This is a genomic window from Micromonospora sp. C28SCA-DRY-2 (assembly GCF_030519475.1).
In the GTDB taxonomy this organism is placed as follows: Bacteria; Actinomycetota; Actinomycetes; order Mycobacteriales; family Micromonosporaceae; genus Micromonospora.
In genome coordinates this window covers 20,450-32,027 of sequence record NZ_JAUMKD010000007.1, presented here as the reverse complement: position 1 = coordinate 32,027, position 11,578 = coordinate 20,450, and the positions used below count along the sequence as shown (strand labels likewise).

General features: G+C 73.8%; 12 protein-coding genes. 7 read left to right on the top strand and 5 right to left on the bottom strand.

Annotation, left to right across the window (positions count from 1 at the left end):
• Positions 1 to 33: 33 nt before the first annotated feature.
• Complete coding sequence (locus Q3W71_RS24595) at positions 34 to 1,035, bottom strand: DMT family transporter (RefSeq protein WP_302921818.1); 1,002 nt, start codon at positions 1,033 to 1,035, stop codon at positions 34 to 36.
• An 81-nt stretch (positions 1,036 to 1,116) separates the two neighbouring features.
• On the opposite strand from Q3W71_RS24595, the gene Q3W71_RS24590 reads away from it, so the two are divergent.
• Positions 1,117 to 2,019 (top strand): LysR family transcriptional regulator, encoded by a 903-nt coding sequence (locus Q3W71_RS24590; RefSeq protein WP_302921817.1) that lies wholly within the window; start codon positions 1,117 to 1,119, stop codon positions 2,017 to 2,019.
• Between the two features lie 12 nt (positions 2,020 to 2,031).
• Here the strand turns inward: Q3W71_RS24590 and Q3W71_RS24585 are convergent, their stop codons facing one another.
• The gene (locus Q3W71_RS24585; RefSeq protein WP_302921816.1) at positions 2,032 to 2,901 is read right to left on the bottom strand and encodes an alpha/beta fold hydrolase; all 870 of its coding nucleotides are present in this window, start codon (positions 2,899 to 2,901) and stop codon (positions 2,032 to 2,034) included.
• 117 nt (positions 2,902 to 3,018) lie between these two features.
• A complete protein-coding gene (locus Q3W71_RS24580) occupies positions 3,019 to 4,008 on the bottom strand; it encodes an alpha/beta fold hydrolase (protein WP_302921815.1) in 990 nt (329 codons plus the stop codon).
• A gap of 172 nt (positions 4,009 to 4,180) precedes the next feature.
• Here Q3W71_RS24580 and Q3W71_RS24575 point away from each other — a divergent pair, with 172 nt between their 5' ends.
• The 5 genes from Q3W71_RS24575 (at position 4,181) to Q3W71_RS24555 (ending at position 8,882) form a co-directional block, all read left to right on the top strand.
• Positions 4,181 to 4,795: a TetR/AcrR family transcriptional regulator gene (locus tag Q3W71_RS24575; protein ID WP_302921814.1), complete on the top strand. Its 615-nt coding sequence runs from the start codon at positions 4,181 to 4,183 to the stop codon at positions 4,793 to 4,795.
• A gap of 145 nt (positions 4,796 to 4,940) precedes the next feature.
• Entirely contained in the window at positions 4,941 to 5,894 is a 954-nt protein-coding gene (locus tag Q3W71_RS24570; RefSeq protein ID WP_302921813.1) for an SRPBCC family protein, read from the top strand.
• 25 nt (positions 5,895 to 5,919) lie between these two features.
• Entirely contained in the window at positions 5,920 to 7,092 is a 1,173-nt protein-coding gene (locus Q3W71_RS24565) for a zinc-dependent alcohol dehydrogenase (protein WP_302921812.1), read from the top strand.
• A gap of 43 nt (positions 7,093 to 7,135) precedes the next feature.
• Positions 7,136 to 7,708 carry a GNAT family N-acetyltransferase gene (locus Q3W71_RS24560; protein ID WP_302921811.1) on the top strand — a complete coding sequence of 191 codons (573 nt, stop codon included), beginning with the start codon at positions 7,136 to 7,138 and terminating at the stop codon, positions 7,706 to 7,708.
• 241 nt (positions 7,709 to 7,949) lie between these two features.
• Positions 7,950 to 8,882 (top strand): ion transporter, encoded by a 933-nt coding sequence (locus tag Q3W71_RS24555; RefSeq protein ID WP_302921810.1) that lies wholly within the window; start codon positions 7,950 to 7,952, stop codon positions 8,880 to 8,882.
• 24 nt (positions 8,883 to 8,906) lie between these two features.
• Here the strand turns inward: Q3W71_RS24555 and Q3W71_RS24550 are convergent, their stop codons facing one another.
• The gene (locus Q3W71_RS24550) at positions 8,907 to 10,385 is read right to left on the bottom strand and encodes a glutamate--cysteine ligase (RefSeq protein ID WP_302921809.1); all 1,479 of its coding nucleotides are present in this window, start codon (positions 10,383 to 10,385) and stop codon (positions 8,907 to 8,909) included.
• 173 nt (positions 10,386 to 10,558) lie between these two features.
• Between Q3W71_RS24550 and Q3W71_RS24545 the strand changes: the two genes are divergently transcribed.
• A complete protein-coding gene (locus Q3W71_RS24545) occupies positions 10,559 to 10,915 on the top strand; it encodes a DUF3817 domain-containing protein (RefSeq protein ID WP_302921808.1) in 357 nt (118 codons plus the stop codon).
• 33 nt (positions 10,916 to 10,948) lie between these two features.
• Here the strand turns inward: Q3W71_RS24545 and Q3W71_RS24540 are convergent, their stop codons facing one another.
• Positions 10,949 to 11,497 (bottom strand): hypothetical protein, encoded by a 549-nt coding sequence (locus Q3W71_RS24540; protein ID WP_302922081.1) that lies wholly within the window; start codon positions 11,495 to 11,497, stop codon positions 10,949 to 10,951.
• Positions 11,498 to 11,578: the final 81 nt, after the last annotated feature.

The window sequence follows — 11,578 nt, the reverse complement described above, 5'->3', positions numbered from 1 at the left end:
AAGTTTTACATCGGGGAGGCGGGCGCGAGGGTGTCAGCGGCGGGTCGCGAACACCACGCCGGTCAGGCAGAGCGCGCCGCCGAGCAGCGCGAGCGGCGCCGGTACCTCGCCCAGCAGCGTCCACGACAGCAGCACGGTCACCGGCGGCGACAGGTAGGTGGCGGCGGTGGTGCGGCCGGCGGTCCAGCGGGACAGCACGTAGCCCCAGGCGAGAAAGCCGACAGCGGTCGGGAACACCCCCAGGTAGAGCATGCCCAGGGTGGCCGGCGCCGGGGCCGCGGCGAGCTCCGCGACGAGCGCGGGCGCGAAGGGCAGCAGGGCCACCGTCCCGGCCAGCGCGCCGAGCCAGGTCATCGTCACGGCGTCCACCCGCGCCAGCAGGCGCTTCTGGAGCAGTACGCCGAAGGCGTACAGCACGGCGGAGAGCACCGCCAGCGCGACGCCGACCTTGTCTGCCTGCCCGGTGAAGCCGCCGGCCGCGATCAGGGCGACCCCCGCGAAGGCGACCACCACCCCGACGCCAAGCCGGCCGGTGAGCCGCTCGCCCAGGACGGCGACCGCGGCCACCGCGACGAGGATGGGCGCGATCGCCACCAGCAGTGCCGCCGTGCCGGCGTCGACCAGCCGCTCGGCCGCGTTGAGTGCCACGTTGTACCCGCCGAACCAGGCCACGCCCCAGAGCGCGATCAGTCCCAGGGTGCCGCCCCGGGGCAGCGCGGCCCGGCGGCCCGGCGCGGCGTGCGGCGCCCGCTCGCGCCGGACGCCGGCGGTGAGGGCCACGAACGCGCTCAGCGCGGCCGACGCCGCCGCCATCCGGCCCAGCGCCATGGCGCCGGGGGAGTAGTCGTGCCCGGCGAAGCGGATGCCGACGAACGCCGACGCCCACAGGAACACGGTGATTCCGGCGGCGGCCACGGTCGGCCACGACCGGGGCCGGGAGTCCGCCGGAACGCCGGTGGGTGCGTCTCCGGCCGCCGCGGGCCGGGCGTCGGAGCGGCTCGGGGCGGCGAGGCTGGCGGTGCGCGCACGGGTCATGTGGTGATTCTCGTGCGGCTTACCGTGCAGCACCAGTGAATGTATCTTCACCACGATTCAGTCGAGCTTTATAGTCGTGGCATGCTCGACGTCCACCGTCTCCGTGTCTTCCGCTCCGTCGTGGCGTCCGGGTCCGTCCAGGCGGCCGCGTCCAACCTCGGCTACACCCCCTCCGCCATCAGCCAGCACCTCACCGCGCTCCAGCGCGAGACGGGCCTCACCCTCCTCGCCCGGGCCGGGCGGGGCCTGCGGCCCACGGCGGCCGGGCACGCCCTGGCCGCCGAAGCCGAACGGGTGCTCGCCCGGCTCGGCGCGGCCGAGTCGCTGGTCGCCGACCTGCGGGCCGGCCGCACCGGCGCACTCTCCGTCGCGTACTTCGCGTCGGTCGGGGCGGCGTGGATGCCGCTCGTGGTGCGGCGCATCCTCACCGAGCACCCCGGTGTCCGGCTCGACCTGCGACTGCGCGAACAGATCCCGGACAGCCGGGAGGAGCGCGCCGACATCCAGGTGGTGGTGGCCGGGTCAGGCTTCGACCCCGGCTCCGGCCTCACCGCCGAGCACCTGGTCGACGACCCCTACGTGGCGGTGCTCCCCGCCGGGCACCGCCTCGCCGGCAAGGGGCAGGTGGACCTGGCCGACCTGGCCGACGAGGGCTGGGTCGACAACGACTTCGCCCGCGGCTGGTGCCGCGACAACCTCATCGAGGCCTGCACCGCCGCCGGGTTCAGCCCGGCCTTCCGGGTCGAGGCGCACGACTACCCGACGGCGCTCGCCTTCGTCGCGGCCGGCATCGGCCCGACGGTGCTCCCCGCGCTCGGCGCGGCCCACCTGCCCCCCGGCGTGACCTGCGTGCGGCTCGTCCGCCCGACACCGATCCGGTCGATCCACGCGGTGGTGCACGACGGGGTCGAGCACGCCCCGGCGGTGCGGACGGCGGTCGCCGCGCTGCGGGAGGCCGTGACGCTGGTGGGTCCGGCGCGGTGATTCGGCGGCCGCTCACCGGCGGCGCTGCTCCTCCACCCGGCGGATGAAGGCGTCCATCAGGGCGGCGCACTCGACCGGGTGGGTCTCCAGCAGGAAGTGTGGTCCGTCGAGGATGTGCGCCTCCATCCGCGGCAGCGCCCTCAGCCAGGAGAGGGTCTCGGCGAGGTCGAAGAAGATGTCGTGCCGCCCCCACAGCATCAGCGCCGGTGGCTGCCAGCGAGCGAGGTAGTCGGCGATCTCCCCGAAGCGCGCGACGTGGTGGCGATAGTCGAGCACCAGCGCGCGGTTGGTCTCCAGCCGGCCGGGGAGCGACATGATCCGCCAGTCTTCCGCCCACAGCCGGGGGTCGACGCGCTCGGCGAGGTCGCCGGGTATGCCGCCCACGTACTGGTCGCGCACCCCCTCGAAGCTCAGGTGCGCGGTCGCCTCGGCCGCCCGTTCCGGGGTGGGGTCGTCCCAGTAGGCGCGGGTGGCCGACCAGGTGGGCCCCATCCCGCTGGTGTGGGCGTTGGCGTTCTGGACGATGAGGCCGCGGACCCGCTCCGGCGCCCGGGTGGCGAGGTGGAGCCCCACCGGCGCTCCGTAGTCGTGCAGGTAGAGGTGGAAGGACCGGGCGTCGAGTCGGGCGAGCAGCTCGCCGACCAGGTCCGCGAACCGGGCGAACGAGGGCCGGTCGATCGGCGCGGAACCACCGAACCCGGGCAGGTCGGGAGCGATCACGAAGCAGGTCCGCGCGAGGGTGTCGATCACGTTCCGGAACGACGCCGAGGAGGCCGGAAACCCGTGGATCAGCAGCAGCGCCGGCTGCTGCCGGTCGCCCGCCAACCGCACCGCCAGCTCGGCGTCGCCGATCTCGTACCTGACCAGTTCCGGGCTACCCATGGCGCCTGCGACCTCTTCACCACTCGGGGAACTCGACAGCCACCGGTCATCCTGCCCCACCGCGGCGGCCTGGTCGCGCGTTCGCGCGTGGCGCGGCGTCGGCGGGCGGCCCCCCGGTCACCGGACGCGGGTCAGGTGGGCGGCGATGTCCGCGGCGATCTCCTCCGGGTGTTCGCCGTTGATCGCGTGCGAGGCGTCCGGGTAGACCTTCACCACCCCGTCGGGCAGGACGCGGCGGGCGTGCTCGGCCCCGGCCGCGGCGTCGTGCATCGGCGACTTCCCGGCGAGCAGGGTCAGCACCGGCACCCGCACGCCGGCGAGCTGCTCCTCGGTGAGCCGGTCGGGGGTCGGCAGCCTCAGCACGTACGACTGCATCCCGGCCTCGATCAGCTCGGCGACCGGGACGTCCTCGACCGGTGCGCCGTTCGCCGTCCAGCTGGCGAAGTCGTCCCGCCAGGAGCGGGGGAACCAGCGCACGCTCGCCGGGATCGACCGGAGCACCGCCGCCCAGGACAGGTCGGTGAAGACCAGGACCGGCTCCACCAGGACGACGCTGGCGACCTTCTCCGGCCGGTGCGCCGCGAGGTTCATCGCCGTCCAGCCGCCGATCGACAGGCCGACCAGGTGCAGCCGCTGCTCGGGCAGCCCGCGCAGCAGCTCGTGCAGCCACTGCGCGTGGTCCTCGGCCGAGCCGATCGGGCGGCGCTGGACGCTCATCCCGGGTTCCCCGAGCAGGTCCACCGTGTACACGTTGCGCAGCCGCAGCAGCGCCGGCAGGTTGTCGGCCCACACCGGCGAGGGGGCGGCCCGGCCCGGCAGCAGCAGCAGCGGGTCGGCGGCGGGGGAGGCGCCGGCGAAGTGGTAGACCCGGACCACGCCGTAGCTGGTCCGGACGTCGAGGGTGCGGTCCGGCGTGGGCAGGTCGGCCATCGCCCGCCGGTAGGCCCGGTCGAAGCGGTCCTGCGCCTCGGTGGAGACGAAGTAGCCGACCGGCGAGGGTTGGTGCAGCGCGAGCCCGGCGGTCACCGCCAGGGCGGTGACCAGGGCCAGGGCGCCGCCGAGGAGCCAGCGCCGCCGATTCCGCAGCTGAGGTACGCGTACTCGCATGGTGCTCACCTTCGGTTCCGGTGGTGATCTCCGATGGATCGTTCGCGTCCCCCATTCTACCGAGCGGTCAGATTTTCTACCATGCGGTAGAAACACCGACCGTCCGGTCAGCCAGGCGGCCGGGCCGGCTAGGCTGGCCGGGGCCGACCGCCCGAGAGCCGAGGACCGCCGCATGACACCGGACGCCACCCGCAGGGACCGCGCCGACCGGCCGCTGACCCTCACCGAGCAGGCGCGGCGTGCCCAGCTCATCCGGGTGACCACCGACCTGGTCGCCCGGCACGGCTACGCCGGCACCTCCCTGGCGCGCATCGCCGAGGCGGCGGGCCTGTCCAAGGCGGCCGTGCTCTACCACTTCCCCTCCAAGGACGCGGTGGTGCGGGCCGCCTACGCCGCGGCCATCGAGGCACTGGTCGCGGAGGTCGGCGCGGCCGTCGAGGCGGCCTCCGGGGCCGACGCCCTGGCGGCCTACGTGCGTTCGCTCGTCGCCCACCTGCGGGCGCACCCCGAGCACGCCCGGATGATCGTCGAGGCCATCGCGGAGGAGACCGGCGTCACCGACCGGCCGGACGCGCCGAGCCGCCGGCAGAGCGTGGCGGCTCTCGTCGAGGCCGCCCGGTCCACCGGGGACTACCGCCCCGACGTCGACCCGGACCTGGCCGCCGTGCTGGTCAACGGCGCGGTCGACGCCATCGTCGCCGAGCAGCTGGCCCGACCGGACTTCGACAGCGGCCGCGCCGCCGACGAACTGGTCGAGCTGCTGGACCGGTCGTACCGCCGCCGCTGAGCCTCCGGCCGGCAAGCCGTCCCGGTCACCTCGGCGGAATCGGGTTCATGGCCCGTTTCCGGGGCATAGCGTCACGGTGGCGGATTCACCGCCAGGCCGCCCGCCGTCGCACCGGGCGGCCTCGTGCCGACCGAGGAGGCAGACCGTGGACAGGTCCGACGAGGTGCTGTTGCCCGAACTGGACGGGCCGGAGCCGACCGCGCTGCTGCCCCGGGCGCTGGGTTGGCTCAGCCTGGCGCTCGGCGCGGGCGCGCTCGCCGCGCCCGGTCCCCTCGCGCGGCTGACCGGAGTGGACGATTCACCCGCGGCCCGCGCGGTGATCCCGGCGGTCGGCGCCCGCGAGCTGGCGCACGCGGCCGGGCTGATCGCCGGACGCCGGCCGGCCGGCTGGGCGTGGACCAGGGTGGCCGGCGACGCGATGGACCTGACCCTGCTCGGTCGGGCGATGGCCGACCGCGGCGGCGAGCGCCGCCGGCGGGTCGCCCTCACCACCGCCGTGGTCGCCGGCATCGCCGCCGTCGACCTGGTCACCGCGGTACGGGCCAGCCGCGCCCACCGGGCCCGGCAGCGACTGATCCGGATGGAACTGGCGGTCACCGTCAACCGCACGCCCGCCGAGGCGTACCGGTACTGGCGGGACGTGGAGAACCTGCCCCGGTTCATGTCCCACCTGGAGTCGGTGCGCGCCGAGGACCTGCGCCGCTCGCACTGGGTCGCCCGCGGCCCGGCCGGCCGCTCGGTCGAGTGGGACGCGGAGATCATCGACGACCAGCCGAACCGGTCGCTGGCCTGGCGGTCGCTGCCCGGCACCCGGGTGCCCAACGCCGGCCGGGTCCGCTTCGTACCGGCCCCCGGCGACCGGGGCACCGAGGTCCGCGTGCAGCTGCGCTACGCCCCGCCGGGCGGCGCGCTCGGCCGGACCGTCGCCAAGCTCTTCGGCGAGGAGCCGGAGCAGCAGGTCCGTGACGACCTGCGCCGGTTCAAGCAGGTGCTGGAGACCGGCGAGGTGGTCCGCTCCGAGGGCAGCCCGGACGGCATCTCGGTCCGCCAGCAGGTCATGCAACGCCCGGCCCAGCCGCTGCCGGCCGCCACCCGATGACCGACCGACCCGGAAAGGAGAGCCGATGAAGGCCACCGCGTGGATGGGCAAGGACACCGTCAAGGTCATCGACGTGCCCGACCCGAAGATCATGAACGCCCGGGACGCGATCGTCCGGATCACCTCCACCGCGATCTGCGGCTCGGACCTGCACCTCTACCACGGCTACATCCCGGCCATGCGCAAGGGCGACATCCTCGGCCACGAGTTCATGGGCGAGGTGGTCGAGGTCGGCCCGCAGGTGCGCAACCTGCGGCCCGGCGACCGGGTGGTGGTGCCGTTCCCGATCGCCTGCGGGCACTGCACCTCCTGCCAGCGCGGCCTCTACTCGGTCTGCGAGAACTCCAACCCCAACGCCGGCATCGCCGAGAAGGTCATGGGTCACTCGCCGGCCGGCATCTTCGGCTACTCCCACCTGCTTGGCGGCTACGCCGGCGGCCAGGCCGAGTACGCCCGGGTGCCGTTCGCCGACGTCGGCCCGATCAAGGTCCCCGACGAGGTGCCCGACGAGCAGGCGGTGATGCTCGCCGACGTGTTCCCGACCGGCTACATGGGCGCCGAGATGTGCGACATCAAGCCGGGTGACGTGGTCGCCGTCTGGGGCGCCGGCCCGGTCGGGCTGCTCGCCGCGGCCAGCGCCCGGCTGCTCGGCGCCGACCGGGTGATCGTCATCGACCGGTACCCGTACCGGCTGGGGCTGGCCCGCGAGCACGCCGGCGCCGAGACGATCAACTACGAGGACACCGACGTGCTCGACGCGCTCAACGAGCTGACCGCCGGCCGGGGGCCGGACGCGTGCATCGACGCGGTCGGCCTGGAGGGGCACCACGGCAACGCCGCGATCTACGCGTACGACCGGGCCAAGCAGGCGGTGCGGCTGGAGACGGAACGGCCCTTCGCGCTGCGCGAGGCGATCCTGTCCTGCCGCAGCGGCGGGGTGGTCTCGGTGGTCGGCGCGTACGGCGGGTTCGTGGACAAGTTCCCGATGGGGGCCTTCATGAACCGGTCGCTGATCATGCGGACCGGACAGTGCCACGTGCAGCGCTACACCCGGCCGCTGCTGGAGCGGATCCAGCGGGGCGAGATCGACCCGAGCTTCATCATCAGCCACCGGATGCCGCTGGCCGACGCGCCGAAGGGCTACAAGATCTTCCAGAAGAAGCAGGACGACTGCACCAAGGTGTTGCTGACGGTCTGACCCGGGCGGCGGGGCCGGCCGGTGGCCCGCTAGCGTGTCGCGAATGGACGAATCGCTGGCCGGGATCGAGCACGAGACCGACGGCCTCACCGTCCGGCTGCGCCCGGTGGCCGAGCCGGACCTGGCGATGTTGCGCCGCTTCGTCAGCGAGCCCGGCCTGATCGGGCTGGACTGGAGCGGATTCCGGGACGCCGCAGCCCCAGCCCGGCGCTTCGCCGCCGACGGCTACCTCGGCGCTGACGACGGGCGGCTGGTCGTCGAGGTCGACCCGGAGCGGGCGGTCGGCTTCGTCAGCTACCGGGCCGGGCGGTACGCCGGGCCGGCCGGGTACTGGGAGATCGGCATCGCCCTGCTGCCGGAGTGGCGCGGGCGGGGCATCGGCTGGCGGGCGCAGGCGCTGCTCTGCGACTACCTGTTCGCGCACACCCCGGCGCAGCGGATCCAGGCCGGCACCCACCCGGAGAACGCGGCCGAGCAGCGGTCGCTGGAGAAGGCCGGCTTCCGGTTCGAGGGCGTGATCCGGGCCAGCGAGTTCCGCGCCGGCCGGTGGCGCGACGGCTACCTCTACAGCCGGCTGCGCGACGACCCGTCCCCGTGGCCGGCGACGGCGGGCTGACCCGGCGCGGCACCCTCCCGGCGCGGACGTGTCGCCCGGTTCGGTGATATCGCACAGTCATCACGATGGGTCCGCGGTAGCACGCTCACCGGCGAGGGTGGCCGGTGCCGAGGATCCGCCGAGGCGTGATCACTCGCTAGGCTGTCGCCATGCTCGTCGTGCCCAAGGCCCTCGCCGAACAGTCGCGATCGGCCGGTCGGCGCGGCCGGCGACCGGGTGTGGCGTCTGCGCTCGCCGCCCGGTGAGTCGTCCCCGCGTGCCCGACCAGCGGCGGGCCACCGGTGCGTCCGCCCCGGACCGGTCCAGTGTGGCCGACCGGTGCGCCCGCGTCGTGCGGTCCCGCCCGTTCGAGGTCGCCATCATCGTGCTCATCATGGCCAACGGGGTGGTGCTCGGCCTGGAGACGTACCCGGACCTGGGCCGGGCCGGGCCGATCCTGCACGGGCTGGAACTGGCGTTCCGGGTCGCCTTCGTGGTCGAGATCGTCATCCGGGTGCTCGCCTACGGCCGGCGGCCGCAGGAGTTCTTCCGGCACGGCTGGAACGTCTTCGACTTCCTGGTCACCCTCGCCATCTTCATCCCGGGGCTGCACGGCGACTCGGCGCTGCTGCGGGTGGTGCGGGTGGCCCGGGTGCTGCGGCTGGTCCGGTTCTCGCCCGGCCTCCGCACGATCGTGGCGGCGTTGCTGCGCAGCCTGCCCGGCGTCGCCGGCTTCCTCGCGCTGGCCGTGGTGACCCTGTACGTCTACGGCATGGCCGGCTGGCTGATGTTCGCCGACACCTACCCCGAGCAGTACGGCGACATCGGGCGGTCGTTGCTGACCCTGTTCGTGCTGCTGTCGCTGGAGACGCTGCCGGACCTGATCGAGCAGGGCATGGCGGTGTCGCCGTGGACGCTGCTCTACTACGTCAGCTACGTGCTCATCACGGTGAACCTGCTGCTCAACATCCTGATCGCGGTCATCGTCAACTCGATGGAGGAGGCCCGCCGGCTGGAGATGACCGAGCGGCTGGCGCCCGGCTACGACGAGGACGGCGACGGCGTGCCCGACGAGGTGGACCGAATCGCGCTCACCCAGCGGCTGGACGACCTGCGGGCGGTCATCGCCGAACTGGAGCGGGAGTTGCGCATCGACCGCGAGGACGGCCACGCCCGGCCGCCACACCGGCCCTGAGCCCGTCCGCCCCACCGCGCCCGGTCAGGGCAGCGGCCACTCGTGCACCGGCCGGTTGCTGTGCATCAGGTCGACGTAGTGGCGCACCACCTCGCGCAGCGCCTCGGGCCGGTCCAGGTGGTCGGCGGACTCCAGCCGGTGCAGCGTGGCCACCTGCCAGCTGGCCCCGTTGCGCCCGGTCAGGCAGCGCTGTTCGATGATGCCGAGCAGCCGGTCCCGCTCCTGCGGGTCCAGCCCCCACCGGTCCAGCCCGTGGTAGGCCAGCGGCAGCAGCCGGCGCAGCACCAGTTCGGTCACCGGCAGGTAGCCCAGGCCGGGCCAGTACACCTGCGCGTCGATGCCGTGCCGGGCGCAGTTGGAGAAGTTCTCCTCGGCGGCGCTGAACGACATCTGCGACCACAGCGGCCGGTCCGCCTCGGCCAGCGCCCGGACCAGCCCGAAGTAGAAGGCGCCGTTGGCGACGGTGTCGAGCACGGTCGGCCCGGCGGGCAGCACCCGGTTCTCCACCCGCAGGTGCGGGCGGCCGCGCAGCACGTCGTAGACCGGCCGGTTCCACCGGTAGATGGTGCCGTTGTGCAGCCGCAGCTCGGACAGCTTCGGCACCCCGCCGGCGGCGAGCGTCTCGGCCGGGTCCTCCGGCTCGCAGACCGGCAGCAGCGCCGGGAAGTAGCGCACGTTCTCCTCGAACAGGTCGAAGACAGTGGTGATCCAGCGCTCGCCGAACCACACCCGGGGTCGTACGCCCTGCGCCTTGATCTCCTCCGGCCGGGTGTCGGTCGCCTGCTGGAACAGCGGGATGCGGGTCTCCCGCCACAGCTCCCGGCCGAAGAGCAGCGGCGCGTTCGCGCCGAGCGCCACCTGGATCCCGGCGATGGCCTGGGCGGCGTTCCAGTAGTCGGCGAACTGGGCCGGGCTGACCTGGAGGTGGAACTGGGTGCTGGTGCAGGCCGCCTCCGGGGTGATGGTGTCGGCGGTGACGGCCAGCCGCTCCACCCCGTTGATCGAGATGCGCAGGTCCTCGCCGCGCGCCGCGAAGATCTGCTCGTTGAGCAGCCGGTAGCGCGGGTTGGCCGAGAGCGTCTCCGCGGTCAGGTGCTCGGGGCGCAGGGTGGGCAGGATGCCGATCATCACCATGTGCGCGCCGACCGTGCGGGCCTTCTCCTCGGCCGCGTTCAGGCTGGCCCGCACGTGCCGTTCGAACTCGGCGGTGCCGGTGCCGGCCAGCCGGCGGGGCTCGACGTTGATCTCCACGTTGAACTGGCCGAGTTCGGTCTGGAAGCTCGGGTCGGCCACCGCGGCCAGCACGTCGGCGTTGCGCATCGCCGGCATCGAGTCGTCGTCCACCAGGTTCAACTCGATCTCCAGGCCGGTCATCGGCCGGTCGACGTCGAACCGGGACTCGCGCAGCATCTCCGCGAAGACGTCCAGACAGCGGCGGACCTTCTCCCGGTAGCGGGCCCGATCCTCCCGGCTGAAGTTGCGTACGCCGACGTCCTCGCCCATGGTCACCACCCTGTCACCGCTGGTTCCACCAAACTCGCACGGAGGTGACGAGCCGGGGAAGACCCCGCCCGGTCCTTTCCCGTACCGGACGGGTGTTAATCCGGCACGGGTTCCGCCGGCACCGCCGGTGCGGCCGGTCCGGCCCGGTGGGGCGCCGGGTAGCATGGCTCGCCGTGACCGCTGATCCCACCCTGCGTACCCGGCTGACCCGGCTCTTCGTGGCGGCCGCGATCGCCGAGGCGTGCTCCTGGGCGGGGCTGCTGGCCGGCATGGCCGTCAAGTACGGCCCGCCCGGCAACGAGATCGGGGTGCAGATCTTCGGGCCGATCCACGGCGGGCTGTTCGTCGCGTACGTCGCCCTGGTCGCCGTCGTCGCCCGGCTGCACCGGTGGAGCTGGCCGGCCACCCTCGTCGCGCTGGCCTGCGCGGTGCCGCCGTTCGCCACGATCGCCTTCGAGCGCTGGGCGCACCGGCGGGGGATGCTGCGCACCGCCGCCGGGCCGACCCGCACCCCGACCCCGGTCGGCTGAGACCGCCGGCCGATCCGGCCGGCTGGTCCGGGGTCAGGTCAGCGCGGACCAGGCGAGCAGCGCGGCGACCAGCAGCGCGCCGAGCGCCGCCTGGAGCAGCAGCGGCGGGCCCAGGTGTGACCAGAGGGTCGCGGTACGCGGGGTGAGCAGCTGCCCCGTGGTGAGGTTGACGATCCGCTCCACCTTCGGCGGCAGGTCGGGGTCGCGTTGCCGGCGCAGGGTCAACTGGACGTGGTCCGCCGGGTGCAGCGCGCTCTGCGGCAGGTGCCCGTGCAGCTCCACCTCGCAGAGCTGGCCGACCGTGTCCCGGATCCGCAGGGGGGTGACCAGGTACTCCGGGCCCTTGCGCAGGTCCTTGAACGCCCGCCGGCTGCCGCCGGAGCCGATCGAGAGCAGCGCCCGGACCAGCGCCACCAGCAGCCCGGCCACCCCGGCCGCGGCGAGCACGGCGACCAGCACCGGCTGGCCCACCTTCAGCTCCCGCGCGTAGCCGTCCATGAGCCGGACCACCCGGCCGGTGACGATCCGCTCCGTCGGGTGGACGATCCGCCGGATATGCAGGTCGCTGTCCATCCCCACCACCCAGAGTCCGGTTCCGTTCACTGATGGTATCGGTCCGCGCAGGTTGAACGACGTGAATGAACCCGGGTCACGCCCGCTCAC